This window comes from Halovivax gelatinilyticus, from assembly GCF_024300625.1.
GTDB lineage: Archaea > Halobacteriota > Halobacteria > Halobacteriales > Natrialbaceae > Halovivax > Halovivax gelatinilyticus.
Genome location: NZ_CP101322.1, coordinates 1977339 through 1994975, shown reverse-complemented (window position 1 = coordinate 1994975; position 17637 = coordinate 1977339). Strand labels below are relative to the sequence as shown.

Genomic DNA, 17637 nt, shown 5'->3' with positions numbered 1-17637 from the left:
GCGGGCGACGGCGGCGGATCGATCGCGGGTTCGGTCGACCGCGTGGACCGCTCACCGGTCGGACGCGGGCGGCTCGAGCAGCGGCCTGAACGAGCGCACCGGCGTCTCACACGGTGCGTCGATCGCGTGGTCCCAGAGGCGAGCGGTCCGCTCGGCGCCGATGATCGGTTCGGCGAGCGCGTCGAATTTTTCGCGACGATCCGACTCCGTGGCCGGGTTGTCGGGCGTCCCGCGGGTGTGTTCGACGAACGCGTCGGCCGTCGTTCCGTCGGCGTAGTGAACCGTCAGGTCGCCGACGAACGCGGGCGCGTAGCGCGCCATATCCGGGTCGACTTCGAGGTCGATTCGCTCCATCGTCGCCCGAAGCGCGGGGTCGTCGTAGTCGCGCTCGCCCGTGACGAACGATCGGTACGCTCGCACGTCGGTTCCGATACCGGAGAGCGCGAGCGCGAGCGCGAACGGCAGGTTGAACTGGGCTTCCTCGATCGAGCGCGGGGCGTAGAGGTTCTCGTTTTGCGTCCCGACGATGCGGTCGCTGCTCGGCTGGAGCCGGGCGGTCACGCGCTCGACATCGTCGGGGTCGGGATCGATCGCGGCGAGACAGTCGAGATAGGCGTGCGTACACCCACAGCAGCTGTGGAGTTTGAACCAGGTGTCGTGGATCTCGAGTCGATTCCGCGAGAACGCCTCGCCGCCGGGCGGATCGACGTCGGCGTAGACGGAGAGCAGACCCTTGTTCCCCCCGAGGTAGCGCTCCGGTCCGGTGACGCCGGCGCGGGCGAGCGCAACCGACTGGATTCCGTCGCGGGCGCCGATTCCGGCGTGTACGCGCTTGACCGATCCGCCCGTCGAGGAGTACTCGGTGCTCGCGCTCCCGTGGCTGGCCGCGATCGCCAACGCGTTCGAGATCGTCTCCCGATCGTCGTCACCGAGGGCGAGCGCAGTCGCGGCCGCGCCGAACGGCGCCAGGAGCGCGTGCGGGTGCCAGCCGTGCTCCAGCGCGTGTGGGGAGAGAACAGCCCCGAGACGCGTGTAAACCTCGTAGCCCGCGACGAGCGCGATCACCGCCTCCTCGATGGTTCGGTCCTCCGCCTCGGCGAGTGCGAGCGCCGTCGACGCCACGACGCTCCCCGGGTGGCCGTCACTCGCGCTGTGGGCGTCGTCGTACTCGAATCCGTGGGCGAACGTCGCGTTGCAGTACGCCGCCGTCTGCGGATCGACGCGGACCCCGCTCCCGGCGATCGTCGCATTCCCGTCCGGTGCCGTCCGCAACGCGGCGTCGGCCGCCGCCTCCGACCAGGGCAACGTCGAGAGCCCGACCTGCAGGCCGAGCTGATCGGCCAGCAACGCCCGGGCCGCGTCCCGATCGGCGTCGGTGAGCGAGTCGGATTCGAACTCGTGGAGAAACGTCTCCAGCGCGGCTTCGAGCGTGTTCATGTGCGACCTCCGTACCGGCGTCTGACCGGACGCGTGTGGCGTAGCATTGACACGGTGTGTGGTCTTCGTCACGACTACTAAGTCTTCGCCCCGGTGTGGAGAAATCCGGGACCGGTCTCGACGACGGGACGCCGCGACCACAACGGCTATGCCAGCCCGGCGGCCACACCTACGAGAACACCGATGGCTTCGAGAGCGCACTATCGCTTCGACGAGCGCGAGTGGGACGACTACGAGGCGCTTCGAGAGTGGTTCGAGTGGGTGATACCTGACCGGTTCAACGTCACACGGGAAACCGTCGGCCACTGGGCGACAAAGACGCCCGACGAACCGGCGGTTATCGCCGTCGACGGCGGCGACGAAATTCGCCTGACCTACCGCGAACTGTACGATCGCGTCGGCGCCTGCGCGAGCGCGCTGGCCAGCCGGGGCGTCGATCGCGGCGATCGCGTCGCCGTAAACGCGCCACAGCGCGTCGAGACGCTCGTCGGTCACCTCGCCGCGTGGACGCTCGGGGCGGTGTCGGTGCCGCTGTCGATGCGGTTCGGTCCCGACGCGCTCGCGTATCGCCTCGGCGACTGCGACGTTACCGCAGCGATCGTCGACGGCTCGCGTCTAGACGCGTTCGCCCGGGCGACCCACAGCGACGCCGTGAGGACACTGTCACACGTCCTGGTCGTCGACCCACCGGCGGACGCTGACGGCGTGGCCGCCGAAACGACGCCGTTCGACGCGGCGCTGGCGGCGGAGGCGACCGACGACGGGCTGACGCCGGTCGAAACGGCCCCAGACGACGACGCGATGATCATCTACACGAGCGGAACGACCGGCGATCCGAAGGGCGTCCGACACACCCACTCGTTCTTGCTCGGACACCTCCCGACGGCCGTGACCGGATTCTTCAACCTCGATCCCCAGCCGGTCGAACGGTTCTACACGCCGGTCGAGTGGTCGTGGGTCGGTCCGCTCTGGGCGTTCTGTCTCCCGGCGCTCTACTACGGAAAGACGGTCGTCGGAGACGCCGGTCGCTTCGATCCCGAACGCGTCCTCGAGCTGGTCGATCGCTACGACGTCACGCGCTTGCTCGGGCCGGCGACCGTCTGGCGCCGCCTCGATGCGATCGAGACGCCGCGCGAGCGGTTCGATACCGACAGCGTCAGCGTGGTGATGAGCGCCGGCGAGTCGATGGGCGAACGCGAACTCGAGACGGTCGAAGACTGCTTCGCCGGGGCGGTCGTCCACGAGGGGTACGGTCAGACGGAAGCGATGAATCTGATCATGGACTGTGAGGCGCTCGTTCCGAAACGCGCCTCGAAGATGGGCAAGCCGACACCCGGCGTCGACGTTCGGATCGTTGATCCGGAAACCGGCGAGCCGACCGTCCCGACCGGGGAGGTCGGGGAGATCGCCGTCCAATACGGAGACGGACACCCGCTGTGTTTCGAAGAGTACTGGAACCAGCCCGACAGAACGGCAGAGAAGGTCCGCGACGGGTGGTTGCTGACCGAAGACCTTGGGTTCGTCGACGAGGCGGGCTACGTCGAGTTCGAGAGTCGCAAGGACGACGTCATCATCTGTTCTGGCTACCGGATCAGCCCCGACGAACTCCAGGAGACGCTCGTCGCCCACGAGGCGGTTGCGAACGCGGGGGTCGTCGGCGTTCCCGACGACGACCACGGTCACGTCCCCAAGGCCGTCGTCGTCCTCGAGGCTGGCTACGACCCGTCGGACGAGCTGACCGAGACGCTCCAGTCGTACGTCAAGACGGAACTGGCGATGTACGAGTACCCGCGCGTCGTCGAGTACCGCGACGAGTTGCCGACGACCGGGTCGGGCAAGGTCGAACGGTCGGCGCTGACCGACTGACGCCTATCGCGCGAAGCCACCGCTTACAGATCCCAACCGACGGCATCTTCGAACGTTGCGGCCGCGCTTAGAACCGCCGCGTCGTCGAAGTGCTCGCCAACGAACTGCAGACCGACGGGGAGTCCCGCCGCATCGCCACACGGGACGTTGATGGCCGGGTGCCCGGTCGCGTCGAACGGCGCCGTGTTCCCGAGCATGTCCGCCGCCCGGTCGAGCCCCTCGAGGAACGACGGATCGTCGACGACTTCGTGTGCGGCCATCGGCGTCGTCGGCATCGCGAGAACGTCGTACTCGCCGAGGGCCTCGTCGTAGGCGCTCGTCAGCGACCGGCGCAGGTTCTGCGCTCTGGCGTGATAGCGCCCGAAGTACGTCTCTTTGAGGTAGGTTCCCATCACCATCTCCACCTTCGGGAACGGGGGATAGGTGTCCCCGTGCTCGCGTCGTCCCTGGCCGAACGCCGCCGCGAACGCCGTGTCGTAAAAGCCCGTTCCAAAGGCGCCGACGCCCTCCGAGCGGAAGAGGTCGGTCGTCTCCTGGGTCGCGAACCCGAGGAAGATCGCCTCGCCGTCGCGGTGGAGCGGGACGGAGACCTCCTCGACGGTCGCGCCCGCGGCCTCGAGGGCACCCAGCGCGTCACGAACCGTCTCGTCGACGGCCGGATCGCTCTCGTCGCGACCGAAGCCCTGCTCGACGACGCCGACGGTCAGGGCCGATGGGTCGCGCGGATCGGTCGCGGCGTCGGCGTACGCCTGCGTGGGAACTGCCCCCTGACGCGGGTCGAGCGGATCCTTTCCGGCGATCGCCTCAAGCACGATGCCGGCGTCAGCGACGGTAGTCGTCATCGGCCCGACGTGGTCGAACGTGTGACCGAGCGCGCCGATCCCCGTGTACGGAACGAGCGTGTGCGTCGGCTTCAGCCCCACACAGCCGGACCAGGAGGCCGGAATGCGAATCGATCCCGCCTGGTCGGTGCCGATGGCGACGTCGACGTCGCCCGCGACGACCGCGGCCGCCGATCCGCTCGAGGAGCCGCCGGCGAGGTGATCCGTCGAACGGGGGTTGAGACAGGGGCCGAAATCCGAGAGTTCGCCGCTCGCCGAGAGGGCGAGCGCCTCCATATTTAGCTTGCCAGTAATCGTCGCGCCGGCGTCGAGCAGTCGGGTCACGATCGTCGCGTCGATCTCCGGGACGTAGCCCGCTACCATCGACGAGCCGAGCGTCAACTCCACGTCCGCGACCGAGACGTTGTCCTTCAACCCGATTTCGTACCCGGCGAGCGGCCCAGCGTCGGCGCCGGGAACCTCGCACGCGGTGATCCAGGCGTTGAGCGGGTCGTCAGCAGACGACACTCGCTCCCCGGCGTCGCGGTCGGGATAGTCCACCGAGGGCGTCGGCTCGTCGAGCTGGTCGAGGCGCTCGAAGGCGCCGATCATCCCCTCGGCTACGGCTGCGACCGCCTCAATCTCTTCGTCGTCGAGATGCATGTCGATGCGGTCGGCGATCGCCGCGATCTCCGCTGCGCTCGGTGGCGACAGTTCTGTCGGGGTCGAATCTCCCATACATCCAACAGAAACGTGAACCCCCATAAAGCCTCGTTGCCGACTGATGCGTCGAATCGGCGTTACTCGCCGTCGGGCCGTCTGGCAATGAGCGCCGTTTCGGTCATCTCTGCGACGGTGTCGCCGCGCTGGTTCGTCACCTCGTACTCGAAGACCACGATGCCCCGCTCGTCGTCGCTCGTCTCCGAGACCGAATCGACCTCGATGTCGACGGCGATGGTGTCGCCGGCGAAGACCGGTTCGAGAAACGTCTGTTCAAGATCGAGCATGGAGATGGCGTTCTCGATGAATCCCGACCGGATGACGTTGCCGAGCGCGAACGAGCCGGTCAGTTCGCCGGGCGCGAAGCGTTCGTCGTATGGCGTGTGTTCGCGGACGTACTCGACGTCGGTGAAGATCGGCTCGAACAGCCCGCAGAGCTCGACGAACTGCGAGATATCGGATTCTGTCACGGTTCTCCCGGCCGTCCGGTAGGTCTCACCGACTTCGTATTCCTCCCAGTAGCGCATACGGACTGTCCGGAACGTGAGAGGTTAACTGTGCTAGTTGTTCACACGCCAGTGCGAGCGAGGCGAACCAGCCGGTCATCGGGCGGCTCACCGGGACCACAACCTCTTTTAGGTGGACCGACCGAGAGGGAGGTGTGACACGACCAGCCACGCTCGGCTTCGTCGAGCCGGGTACGGAGAAATTTTCGTCCCGAACGCAGGCAGCGCTAGCGAGCGAGGCCGAAGCCGCCGGGTTCGACCTCGTCCTGATCCCCGAAACCTGGGGCCGGGACGCGTTCACCCGGGCGGGGTACATCGCCGCCCACGTGGAGTCGGTCGGGCTCGGGACGGGCATCATCCCCGTCCACTCCCGATCGCCGTCGCTGATCGCCCAGTCGATCGCCACGCTCGATGAACTCGCCCCCGGCGGGGCGTTTCTCGGCCTCGGCCTCTCGTCGAACTACGTCATCGAACAGTGGCACGGGATCGAGTTCGCCCCGGCGCTGCGACGCCAGCGCGAGACCATCGAGATCGTCAGGCAGGCGCTCTCGGGCGAGCCGCTCGACTACGAAGGCTCCGTCTTCGACGTCGAACACTTCAAGATGCGCTTCGAGCCCAGCCCCGACATCCCGGTCTGCGTCGGTGCCCAGGGGCCGACCAACTGCGAACTCACCGGTGGGTTCGCCGACGCCTGGCTACCCAACCGCATCCCGCTCGCGTCGATGGACCAGCTTCGCGACCACGTCGATCGCGGCGCGAAGAAACAAGACCGCGATCCGTCCGCCGTCGAGACGATCCCGTTCGCCACCACCTGCATCCTGGACGACGGGGAGACGGCTCGCACACGCGCGAGCGAGGAGATCGCCCACTACATCGGCGCGATGGGCGATTACACCCGCGAGTCGCTCACCCAGCTCGGCTTCGGCGACGTCGCCGAGACGGTCGACGAACGCTGGCAGGACGACGAAAAGGACGCCGCCGTCGACGCCGTCTCCGACGAACTCTTAGACGAGATCACCGTCTCGGGCACCCCCGAACAGGCCGCCGAGACGATCGAGCGCTACGGCGAAGAGACGGACGGGCTCATCGTCCTGCCCGCGAAGTCGTCGTCCGAAGCAGAGATCCGCGAGACGATCGACCACATCTCGGATATTCTCGAGTGAGCCCGAACGTGCCGTAGAGACCGGTTTGGCACCGACCGAAACCACCCGGAGACGCGACGGGTCGGTTCGATCCGGGCGGACCGACGTTCGGTGTCGGAAGTGGGACGAACGCCGTAGAATCCGCTAGATCACGCCGTCGGCTTCCAGCCGGGCGATCTCTTCTGCCGAGTAGCCGAGCGACGACAGGAGGTCGACGCTGTCGGCACCGAGGTCGGGCATCGCCTCCCGCTTGACCGACGCGGCGCCGAAGTCGATCGGGTTGTCGATGATCGGGATCTCCTCGTCGCCCGCCTCGATCGTCTTGACCAGACCCAGGTGCTCCGCCTGTGGGTGATTCAACACCTCGTCGATCTGATTGACGTCGCCCCAGGGAATTCCCGCCGTCTGGAGCCGATCGGCCCAATAGTCGCGGTCGCGGTCGGCGATCTCCGATTCGACGATCGACTCGAACGTCTCGCGGTGGGCGATGCGCGACTCGTTGCCCTCGAACCGCTCGTCGTCGAGCAGGTCCGGACGTTCGAGTACGTCTCGACAGAAGATCTCGAAGTGATCCTCGCTGAGAACGGCGAAGTTGATATAGTCGCCGTCGGCCGTCTCGTGGGGGCCGTAGGGCGTCAGCAGGTGGTGGCGCATACCGACCCGATCCGGTATCTCGCCTTCGTGCCAGTACTTTTGCGGGAAGTACCCGAGCCAGGAGAGGACGCCACCGAACATCGTGACGTCGAGTTCCTGGCCCTCTCCGGTCATCGCGCGCTGATAGAGGGCCGTGATCGTTCCGATAGTCGCGTACATCGCGGCGTTGATGTCACAGATCGACAGCGGAATCTTCGCCGGCGCGTCCGGAGAGCCGTTCGAGAGGATCAACCCGGTCTCGCCCTGCATCACCATGTCGTAGGCCTTGCGGTCGCGGTACGGGCCGGACCGGCCGTAGCCGGAGATGTTTACGTAGATCAGGTCGGCCTGGGACTCGTCGCGCCGGTCGTCGTCGCGAAGCGATTCGTAGTCGAATCCGAGACGATCTACCGCACCGGGTGCGAAGTTCTGGACGACAACGTCCGACTCGGCCGCCAGATCGCGAAAGACCGCCGCGCCCTCGTCGCGTTTTAGATTCAGCGTGAGGCTGCGCTTGTTTCGATTCACCCAGACGTGCGCCGACGATTCGCCGTTGACGGCGTTATCCCAGTGTCGGCTGTTATCACCGACGCCGGGGCGTTCGACCTTGATAACCTCGGCCCCGAGATCGCCGAGCTGGCGCGTACACAGCGGTGCGGAGACGCCGCTTTCCAGGCTGAGAACCGTGATTCCGTCGAGCGGATGCATGCTCAGTACGACCTCGGCAGGCCGAGGACGTGTTCGCCGATGTAGTTCTTGATCATCTCGTCTGAGATCGGCGCGATGTGTGAGAGACGCGCCTCGCGGTAGTAGCGCTCGACGTCGTACTCCGTGGCGACGCCGTAGCCGCCGTGGGTCTGGACCGCCTGATCCGCCGCCTTCGACGCGGCTTCGCGGGCCATGTAGACGGCGATGTTGGCCGCCTCGCCGACGTCGCGGCCCTCTTTGAACGCGCGGGCTGCCTGGTAGGTCAGGTTGCGAGCGCTCGTCATCCTGGCGTGGGCGTCGGCGAGCGGGTGTTGAATCGCCTGGTTGGCCCCGATCTGTCGATCGAACACCTCCCGTTCTTTGGCGTACTGGACCGCGCGATCGATCGCCACGCGTGCGAGACCGACCGCCTCCGCGGCGATGACGACGCGCTCTTCGTTGAGCCCGTCCATCACCTGCGAGAAGCCGTCTCCAACCTCGCCGATGACGTTCTCGGCTGGCACCTCGAGGTCCTCGAACCAGACCTCGTAGGAGGGAACCGCACGGCGAATGCTCTTTTCGATCTTTCGCGCTTCGACCGCCTCCTGTTCTAACGCGTCGTCGATATCGACCAGGAACAGCGTCATTCCGTCGGTCTTTTTCGACACCTCCTCGCGCGGCGTCGTTCTGGCGACGAGGACCATGTAATCCGAGGCGTAAAACCGAGAGCACCAGGTCTTCTGGCCGTTGACGACGTAGTGATCGCCGTCGCGTTCGGCGCGCGTCGAAATCGACGTCGAATCGTATCCGGCGTCGGGTTCGGTGAGCGCGAAGCACTGGAGCAGTTTCTCACCCGACGCTAACTTCGGGAGGTACGTCGATTTCATCTCCTCGGTGCCGTAGTTGAGGATCGATCGGGGAACGAACATGGCGCCGTGACAGGCCATCGACCCGCTGAATCCGGCGCCGCTGGCGGCGATCTCTTCTAACACGATCGCCGCTTCGAGCGTGTCGTAGCCGCCACCGCCGTACTCTTCTGGAATGATCGTTCCGAGCCAGCCGTGTTCTGCGAGTTCCTGGACGAACTCCATCGGGTACTCGGCCTCCCGATCCTTCGCTTGCCAGTAGTCGTCCTCGTAGTTATCACACAGCTTTTGGACTTCAGACTGGATAAGCTGATGCTCCGCGCTAAACTCGAGCATACCTCGACACTGGTAGGAGGCGACTATAAATATTGTGTCCAGCGAAGCGTCGGTACAGGAAGCGGGCCGTTCGATCCGTGAATTGACTGTCTCTCCCGCCTACCGTCACTGATCGTCGGTCGAGTCGGCCTCGTCCGTTGACGCCGACTCGCCTGCAGCCTCGCGCGTGGGTATGAGCGCCGAGCGGGTGAATTCGATCACTTTTTCGCCCGTTTGCTTGAAGCCGGTCGTCTCGACGGTCACGATGCCCTGACCCGGCCTCGACTCGCTCTCGCGCTTTCTCACGACCTCGGACTCGGCGGTGAGCGTGTCGCCGTGAAACACCGGATTCGTCAGTCGGACTTCCTCCCAGCCGAGGTTGGCGACGGCCTGGTAGGAGACGTCGCTGACCGTCATCCCGAGCACGACCGACAGCGTCAGAGCGGAGTTGACGAGTTCCTGGTCCCACTCCGTCTGCGCCGCGTACTCGGCGTCGAAGTGAAGCGGATGGTTGTTCATCGTGATGAGCGTGAACCAGTAGTTGTCCGTTTCGGTGATCGTCCGGTTCGGTCGGTGTTCGTAGACGTCGCCGACAGTGAAATCCTCGAAGAATCTGCCGTACTCCTCGCGGTATCGGTTCTCACCGACCTCTCGGATGTTGCGAACCATACAGAGACACGTCGGGGTGGTCCCATTAAGCTTGCGTCAGTCGCGACGACGGACTGCCGGTACGATGGAGAGGACGGGGGTGTATCGACACCATAGACGCGACCCCAGCGAGTGCGATGGCAAACGGAGACGCGGTCCAGGCTGGTGCGACGGCAACCGGGGATTGTGTGACGCCGAAAACGGTTAATCGGTGGGTGCGAACGAAACGGTATGGACATCACGGAGTCGTTGGCGGCCTACTGCGCCACGACGGCCGGGACAGAACTCCCGCCCGAGACGACCGCACAAGCGAAGCGGGTCTTGCTAGACACCATCGGCATCGCGATCGGGAGCCAACGGGCGCGATCGACGCCGATCGTCCTCGACAGTATCGCCGACCTCGACGGTGGGGGCGGATCGACGACCGTACTCGCGACCGGCGAACGCCTGCAACCGCCGTACGCGGCCATGGCGAACGGTGCGCTCGCACACAGCCTCGACTTCGACGAGACCCACCGCGCCGGATCGGTCCACGCCGCGGCGCCAGTCCTGGGCGCGGCGTTGGCGGCCGGGGAGGACCACGACGCGAGCGGGTCGGAGCTTCTCGCGGCGTTCGTCGGCGGCTACGAGGTGACGGCGAGACTCGGCATGGCGCTCAATTCCGAAGCTCACTACGCCAGGGGATTCCACGCGACGAGTACGTGCGGAGTGTTCGGCGCGGCGGCGGCTACGTGCATGATCGCTGGGGCCGACGCGAAGACGATAGAGCGCGCGTTCGGCATCGCGGGCAGCCAGGCCGCCGGATCGCTACAGTTTCTCGAAGACGGTTCGTGGAACAAACGGATCCATCCCGGATTGGCCGCCCACTCCGGATATATCGCCGCGACGTTCGCGGAGAACGAGTTTCTCGCGACGACGAATCCGATCGAAGGGCCTCGGGGGTTTCTCCAGGCGTACTCCGACGATCCGCGGCCAGAACGCGCCCGTGACGGGCTCGGCGAGTCCTACGAGATCGACCGAACCGGGCTGAAGCCGTATCCGGTCTGTCGATTTCTCCACCCCGTCATCGACGGGGCGGTCGAACTCGTGACGGCGAACGACCTCTCGCCCGAGCAGATCGAGGCGATCCGCGTCGAACTCTCATCGTCGGGCCACCAGCTCGTGGGAGAGCCGACGAAGCAATTCCCCGAGACGGTCGTCGACGGGCAGTTCAGTCTGCCGTTCGTGACGATGCTCGCCGTTACCCGACGCGAGGTGACCGTAGACACGCTCTTCGACGCGCTGGCCGACGAACTGTCGCCGACGGAACGGCGACTGATCGAGGCGACCGAGGCGGTAGCAGACGAGTGGGCCGACGAACGGTACCCGGAACAGTGGGCGGTGAACGTCGCGATCGAGACGGCCGACGAAACGGTGGAGACGCGAGTGCTCGACGCGAAAGGCGATCCGGAGACGCCGCTTTCGTGGGCGGACGTGACCAAAAAGTTCGACCGGCTGGTCGAGCCCGTCATCGGTGCCGACGCGGGGCGAACGGTGCGAGAGCGGGTTCGATCGATCGAGGACCGGCCCGTCGCGTCGGTCCTGGAACCGCTTGCCGACGCCGACTGATTGGTGCGGCCTCCGTTCGCGAGAGGCCAGGAATTCGTCGAGGACAGAAGTCTTAGGTCACTTCCATCCAATGTGAGACCATGGCCAGCTCACCGATGGATGGATTGGACGAAATCGACCGGATCATCCTGGGGATCCTCTCGAACGATCCGCGAACGCCGTACGCCGACATCTCACAGCAACTCGACCAGCGCGGGTACGAGATGAGCGGCGAGGGGATTCGCTATCGGGTCCAGAACCTGTTCGAATCGACCTCGACGTTCTTCATGCTGAACCCGAACGCTCACGACTGGCACGTCCTTCGCCTGTCGATCACTGTCAGCGACACGCCGAACGCAAAGCAAGTGGTAAAGGACACGCTCGCGGAGATGCCCTACTGGTTCATCAGTTCCGGCGTCGGGTCGTTCGACGTCTACGCGGTCCGTATGGCCGAGTCGCTCGGCGACGTCGACGACAGCATCGACGCCGTCAGAGCGATCGAGCAGGTCGAAAACGTCGAGTTCTTCCTGGAGACTCACCGGAAGACCGACATGGGCAAGTACTTCCCGACGAGCGACGGGTCGTAGTCGGCGAACGAGTCGCGTTTACATCCCGATTCCGTCCACCGGAACCGCGCGCGTCGTCCGGGTCACTGACACCGGGTCTGGCCGCTCACACCAGTTCATCAATCTGCCTTCTCACCGCACACTAGCGCGTCCCTCGCTGTGGCGGTCATACGCCGTTTCGAGAGCGATCGTTCGACTCTCCGTCCAACAGCCGTCGACGCCGGTCGATCCTGCGATAGCGAAACGGTGTGCTGGCATTTCGAAACCACACGGTGCCGATCGTACCAAGATAACGTACTAAGCCCGTTAATAACTCGGCCAGGCCCACCCACATTCAAGACAGTGTCATGGTATCACAACACAACAACCGAGCACCACCACCGGCGTCAGGACGAGGTTATCACGGTGACGGGACGATCACCGTCAGCCGACCGAGTCCAACCCCTGCGAGTTCGGGACCGGGTACCCGGTGGGAAACGAACGCTTATGAGGTCCTGGGAGAACTCCAACGTATGCCCAGCCAGCCACTGGACGGTCTCTCCGTGCTGGAATTGTCCACGATGGTCGCCGGCCCGTACGCCGGACAGATGCTCGGCGACATGGGGGCGGACGTCGTCAAAATCGAACGGCCAGCCGGCGGTGAACTCGCGCGCGGGATCGAACCCGACCTCGGCGGCGAGAGTTTCTACTACCTGACGCCGAATCGAAACAAGCGAAGTCTCGCACTCGACGTGACGAGCGAGCAGGGTCGAGCGGCGTTTCTCGATCTCGCCGAACGGGCGGACGTCGTGTTGCTCAACTTCCCGCCGGCGTTCGCAGATCGCTACGAGATCGACTACGAGACGGTCCGCGAGCGCAACGAGGAGATCATCTACTGTTCGGTCTCCGCGTTCGGTCACACCGGACCGTACCGCGAGTACAACGGCGTCGACACGACCATTCAGGCGCTGAGCGGAGCGATGTCGATGACGCGCTCGGAGGAGAGCCCGCCGATGCGCTCCGGCATGCCGATGAACGACGTCTACGCGTCGCTGTACGCCGTCCAGGGAATTTTACTCGCGGTGTTGAACCGACGCCAGACCGGCGAGGGAGACTTCGTCGACGTCTCGCTGCTCGACGCGGCCCTAGCCGGGTTGACCACCCGGGCAACCTACAGCCTGGCGACCGGTGAACCGTACCCGCCGTTCGGTCGACAGCACAACTACTTCGCACCCGAGGGCGTGTTCGAGGCGGCGGACGGAGAGATTCACCTCTCGATCATCACGGACCGCCACTGGCACCGTTTTTGCGACGTGGTCGGGGCGGACGAGCTGGTCGACGACCCACGCTTCGAAACGCTCGACGACCGGATCGAAAATCACGACGCGTGTAACGACGCGGTCGCGGCGGCCGTCGGGTCCTACTCGGTCGACGAACTCCTCGAGTCGCTTCGAGAGGCGGGCGTTCCGGCCGCGCCGATCAACGACACGGTCTCCGTCTGGGACGATCCACAGGTGGAGGCGAGAGAGATGCTACAGACGATGGATCACCCGGATGTCGGCGACGTCGACACCCTCGGCTTTCCCATCAAGTTTCGAAACGCTATCCAGTCGATCGAAACACACCCACCACGACTCGGCGAGCACTCACGAGCGGTCCTTCGTGCCGTCGGATACGACGACGAGGAGATCGACCAACTCGTCGACGCCGGCGTGCTTCGGGCGGACGAGTAGTCGGGACCCGAAAATCCGCTCTCCGAACCCCCCAACCTTACGCCGTCATCTTCCAGTCACCGAGAACGGGGACGCGCCACCGATATTGCACATTTTCCACATTATAGTACGGGCAACGGATACACATCTGGATTTAGAACCGCCCAAACTGCCATCAGGCGCATCATAAGGAGAGGGTGCGAGAGTAGATGTGGACATAAACGGTAAAATAAGTTAGTTTAAGCAACATTCAGCCGTGATGAAGCAGAAGAACAGCACAAATTGGTTGTCTTTCGAATATCGTTCCCTATTCGTTTCAAACGGTCACTTGTATTGTATAGTAGTAGCAATTTTGTTGACCCAGAGAGTGAGCCGCCGCGACGACCGCGAGGGACGGTCCCAGTTGACACCAGACCCCATACGTTTTTCTCGACACGTGCGTATCACCTCGCAGATGGAACTCGAAGCGATCCCGGGGATCGGACGGAAGACGGCCGAGGCGCTGGCCGAACTCGACGACCCGGAACGGGCGCTTCGGACGGGTGACGTGGCCGAAATCGCGAGCGCGCCAGGGGTGAGCCCCGGGCGGGCGGCCCACATCGCCCGCGCGGCGATTCGGGCCGAACACGACGATCCGGGCGGCTTTCTGGCCACCGACCGCACCGGGGAGATTTACCGCGAGCTGCTCTCGGGTCTCCAGGAGCGAACCGTCACCGACTACGCGGCACGGCGCCTGGAGACGTTCTACCCGAGTTCGCGCCGGTCTCGAATCGAGGAGGCGCGAACGGTGACGAGCGACGCGCTCTCACGGGAGCCAAGCGAGGCCATCCTGGCGGCCCTGCGCGAGGTCTCCCCGACGGTCGAGCCGGGCGACGTTCGCGTCCGCGAGCGCTGTCTCGCGACGACCGACGCCGAACGGTACGCGGAGGCTACCGAGGCGTTTCCAGAGCTCTCGGTCGAACTCGTCGAGGACGCCCGCGGGCTGGCCGAACTCGCTCGCGGCTACGCGACCGTGGTCGCACTCGACGAGCACTTCGCCGGCGTCGACGTCGACGGCGACGTCCGTGTCAGACCGGACGCGTTCGACGACCCGATCGCGATCGTCCCCGAACGTCCGCTCGCGTTCTTCTCGGCCAACCGCGACCGGCTGCAGGCGGCGATCGCCGTCCACCGCGAGAGCGACCTGGAACCGCCCTGTGACCCGGCCGCGCTCGAAGACGGACTCGATCGGTTCGACAGCGACGGGACGGTCGCCGGCGACGAGGAACTCGACCGGCTCGAACGCGCCGTCGACGACCTGGATACCGTCGTCGCCGGCGCCGAATCGCTCGCGAACGACCAGCTCAAAGCGGCGATCGCCGAACAGGACGTCACGATCGAGGGATCGGACTTGCTCTCGCTGGTCGAACGGGGCGCCGGCGCGGACTCGCTGTTTTCGCGCGAACTGGCCGACGAGTACGACGAGGCGGTGAGCGCGGCTCGCGAACACGTCGTCGAGACGCTCGGGCTCACGACGGGAGAAGCCGAACTCGCCGAACGGGCGTTCGGCGACGATCCGACGTTTCCGGTCGCCCACGACGACGACGCGGTCGGTCGATTGCGCGAGGAGCTCCAGGCGACGATGGACCAGCGAGCGGTCCGGCGAAAGCAAGCACTCGCCGCGGAACTAGCCGACCTGCGAGGTGACGCCGAGACCCTGGTCCGACAGGCGCTCGAACTCGACGTCGAACTCGCAATTTCCCGCTTCGCAGATGACTTCGAGTGTACGATGGCCGAGTTCGTCTGGGATGCCGGCGACGGTCCGGACGTCCGCATCGAGGGCGGCCGCTCGCCGCTGCTCGACGAACCGCCGTCGGCGATCGACCCGGTCGACTACGACGTCGACGGCGTCCGCCTTCTCTCCGGGGTAAACAGCGGCGGAAAGACCTCGACGCTGGATCTGGTGGCGGCCGTCGTCATCCTGGCGCACATGGGCCTCCCGGTTCCCGCCGACCGGGTTCGACTCCGGCGCTTCGACGCCGTCCACTACCACGCGAAGACCCAGGGGACCCTCGACGCGGGCGCCTTCGAGGCGACCGTCCGCGGCTTCGCCGACCTCGCGACCGGGGCCGACGGCGGGCTGGTGCTGGTCGACGAACTCGAGAGCATCACCGAACCGGGCGCCAGCGCGAAGATCATCGCCGGCATCTTAGAGGCGCTCTCTGCGCGCGACGCCACCGCCGTCTTCGTCTCCCACCTGGCCGACGAGATCCGCGAGACCGCCGACTACGAGGTCCCCGTCGACGGCATCGAGGCCGTGGGACTGGTTGAGGGCGAACTGGCGGTGAACCGATCACCCGTCCCGGACCACCTCGCTCGCTCGACGCCCGAGCTGATCGTCGAGAAGTTGGCCGAGGAAGTCGATAGTGACGAGACGGCGAGCGCCGACGGCGGGACGGACGCCGGCGGATTCTACGAGCGGTTGTTAGAAAAGTTCGACTGACGGCCGACTGGCTACTGCGTGCAAAAAACGGTCACCGAGCGGGTTCGGTGTGTTCGATCTCCGCCGCGTCCTCGGCGGGGCTGCGGTAGCGTCGGATTCCCGTGACGAGGATCGACAGACCAGCGAGGCCGACGAGCAGGTAGACCGAGTATTCGATGGTCGAGACGGACCCGAAGAGGAGGTTCACCAGGTTCAGGTTGCCACCGACGAATCCCTCGAGGCCGACGAGGCCCCAGTTGATTGCACCGACGGTCACGAGCGCCATGATGAACCACTCGATGGGAGAGAGGTTGGGACGGGTTTGAGTTCGCATGTGCGTCACCAACGATAGTAGGCTGTCAGCGAATATAAATAACGCTCACGAACACTCTGACTGTCAGGAGTCCCATCCGATCCGACGGGTTCTCGCTCGGATGAACGCGTTCGAACGCGAATCGAATCAGCGGCGTTGGGGCCACGACGCGACCGACGCCGAAACACTGACGTAGCTTCGAGAGCGAGGTGAAAGTAATGGAACGGGACCCCGACGAGGGGATGTTGGGCTGGGACGAGACCGTCTTTCGCAACGAGTCCGTCTTCGAGATCGACTACGTCCCGGAGACGTTCCAGCACCGCGACTCGCAGATGCAGAGCCTCGTCTACGCGCTGCGCCCCGCCGTGCGCGGTTCGCGCCCGCTCAACGTGCTCGTCCGCGGGCCGCCCGGAACCGGCAAGACGACGGCGGTCCAGCGCTTATACGACGAGATCGCCGGTCAGACCCGCGACGTCCGGACGATCCGGGTCAACTGCCAGGTGAACTCGACGCGCTACGCCGTCTTCTCGCGACTCTTCGAGGGGACCTTCGACTACGAACCGCCCTCGTCGGGCATCTCCTTCAAGAAGCTCTTCGGACAGATCGCAGAGCAACTCGTCGAGGACGATCGGGTTCTCGTCGTCGCGCTGGACGACGTCAACTACCTCTTCTACGAGAACGAAGCCTCGGATACGCTCTACTCGCTGCTTCGCGCCCACGAGGAACACCCCGGCGCGAAGATCGGCGTCATCGTCGTCTCCTCGGATCCCACGCTCGACGTCGTCGACGAACTCGACGCGCGCGTCCAGAGCGTCTTCCGACCAGAGGACGTCTACTTCCCCGTCTACGACGAACGCGAAATCGTCGACATCCTTGGCGAACGGGTCAAGCGCGGGTTCAACGACGGCGTCGTCACCGCCCCGATCCTCGACCGGGTGGCCGAACTCACCGCCCAGAGCGGCGACCTGCGCGTCGGCATCGACCTCTTCAAGCGCGCCGGCCTGAACGCGGAGATGCGCGGCTCGAAGACGATCTCGAGCGAGGACGTCGAGGCGGCGTTCGAGACCTCGAAGTACATAAGCCTCTCGCGAAGCCTCCAGGGCCTGTCGGACTCCGAACGGGCGCTGGTGCGCGTCATCGCCGAGCACGACGGCCAACAAGCGGGCGACGTCTACGAAGCCTTCCACGAGGAGACCGACCTCGGTTACACGCGCTACTCCGAGATCGTCAACAAGCTCGACCAGCTCGACCTGATCGACGCCGACTACGCCGAAATCGAGGGTCGCGGTCGCTCCCGGTCGCTCTCGCTGTCGTACGAGACCGACGCGGTGCTAGACCGGCTGGAGTAGTCGGGCCGGCGGTTCGAATCGACGAGACC

The 17637-nt window shown here is 65.4% G+C and carries 14 protein-coding genes; 7 read left to right on the top strand and 7 right to left on the bottom strand.

The features are described from left to right. Positions 1-51 precede the first annotated feature (51 nt). Positions 52-1437 (bottom strand): MmgE/PrpD family protein, encoded by a 1386-nt coding sequence (locus tag NKH31_RS09385; RefSeq protein ID WP_254861528.1) that lies wholly within the window; start codon positions 1435-1437, stop codon positions 52-54. Between the two features lie 183 nt (positions 1438-1620). Here NKH31_RS09385 and NKH31_RS09380 point away from each other — a divergent pair, with 183 nt between their 5' ends. Beyond that, positions 1621-3303, top strand: coding sequence for an acetate--CoA ligase (locus tag NKH31_RS09380; RefSeq protein ID WP_254861527.1), 1683 nt, complete (start codon positions 1621-1623; stop codon positions 3301-3303). A gap of 23 nt (positions 3304-3326) precedes the next feature. On the opposite strand, the gene NKH31_RS09375 is transcribed toward NKH31_RS09380, so the two are convergent. Together NKH31_RS09375 and NKH31_RS09370 are read right to left on the bottom strand one after the other, a co-directional pair. Continuing rightward, positions 3327-4862 (bottom strand): amidase, encoded by a 1536-nt coding sequence (locus NKH31_RS09375; protein WP_254861526.1) that lies wholly within the window; start codon positions 4860-4862, stop codon positions 3327-3329. 62 nt (positions 4863-4924) lie between these two features. Next, positions 4925-5371 carry a MaoC family dehydratase gene (locus NKH31_RS09370; RefSeq protein ID WP_254861525.1) on the bottom strand — a complete coding sequence of 149 codons (447 nt, stop codon included), beginning with the start codon at positions 5369-5371 and terminating at the stop codon, positions 4925-4927. Positions 5372-5505: 134 nt separating this feature from the next. Between NKH31_RS09370 and NKH31_RS09365 the strand changes: the two genes are divergently transcribed. Then, positions 5506-6513, top strand: coding sequence for an LLM class flavin-dependent oxidoreductase (locus NKH31_RS09365; RefSeq protein WP_254861524.1), 1008 nt, complete (start codon positions 5506-5508; stop codon positions 6511-6513). Between the two features lie 123 nt (positions 6514-6636). On the opposite strand, the gene NKH31_RS09360 is transcribed toward NKH31_RS09365, so the two are convergent. The 3 genes from NKH31_RS09360 to NKH31_RS09350 form a co-directional block, all read right to left on the bottom strand. Then, positions 6637-7833: a CaiB/BaiF CoA transferase family protein gene (locus NKH31_RS09360; protein WP_254861523.1), complete on the bottom strand. Its 1197-nt coding sequence runs from the start codon at positions 7831-7833 to the stop codon at positions 6637-6639. A 2-nt stretch (positions 7834-7835) separates the two neighbouring features. Continuing rightward, complete coding sequence (locus NKH31_RS09355; RefSeq protein WP_254861522.1) at positions 7836-9014, bottom strand: acyl-CoA dehydrogenase family protein; 1179 nt, start codon at positions 9012-9014, stop codon at positions 7836-7838. A 105-nt stretch (positions 9015-9119) separates the two neighbouring features. Further along, positions 9120-9662, bottom strand: a complete 543-nt coding sequence (locus NKH31_RS09350; RefSeq protein ID WP_254861521.1) for a MaoC family dehydratase — start codon at positions 9660-9662, stop codon at positions 9120-9122. A 210-nt stretch (positions 9663-9872) separates the two neighbouring features. On the opposite strand from NKH31_RS09350, the gene NKH31_RS09345 reads away from it, so the two are divergent. The 4 genes from NKH31_RS09345 (at position 9873) to NKH31_RS09330 (ending at position 15967) form a co-directional block, all read left to right on the top strand. After that, positions 9873-11249: an MmgE/PrpD family protein gene (locus NKH31_RS09345; RefSeq protein ID WP_254861520.1), complete on the top strand. Its 1377-nt coding sequence runs from the start codon at positions 9873-9875 to the stop codon at positions 11247-11249. Positions 11250-11329: 80 nt separating this feature from the next. Then, on the top strand, positions 11330-11815 hold the full coding sequence (locus NKH31_RS09340) for an Lrp/AsnC family transcriptional regulator (protein WP_254861519.1): 486 nt from the start codon (positions 11330-11332) through the stop codon (positions 11813-11815). Between the two features lie 491 nt (positions 11816-12306). Beyond that, positions 12307-13506: a CaiB/BaiF CoA transferase family protein gene (locus tag NKH31_RS09335; protein WP_254861518.1), complete on the top strand. Its 1200-nt coding sequence runs from the start codon at positions 12307-12309 to the stop codon at positions 13504-13506. Between the two features lie 433 nt (positions 13507-13939). Beyond that, positions 13940-15967, top strand: a complete 2028-nt coding sequence (locus tag NKH31_RS09330) for a MutS-related protein (protein ID WP_254861517.1) — start codon at positions 13940-13942, stop codon at positions 15965-15967. Positions 15968-15998: 31 nt separating this feature from the next. Here the strand turns inward: NKH31_RS09330 and NKH31_RS09325 are convergent, their stop codons facing one another. Continuing rightward, positions 15999-16280: a DUF378 domain-containing protein gene (locus tag NKH31_RS09325; RefSeq protein ID WP_254861516.1), complete on the bottom strand. Its 282-nt coding sequence runs from the start codon at positions 16278-16280 to the stop codon at positions 15999-16001. A 197-nt stretch (positions 16281-16477) separates the two neighbouring features. Between NKH31_RS09325 and NKH31_RS09320 the strand changes: the two genes are divergently transcribed. Continuing rightward, complete coding sequence (locus tag NKH31_RS09320) at positions 16478-17608, top strand: ORC1-type DNA replication protein (RefSeq protein ID WP_254861515.1); 1131 nt, start codon at positions 16478-16480, stop codon at positions 17606-17608. The last annotated feature ends 29 nt before the right edge of the window (positions 17609-17637 follow it).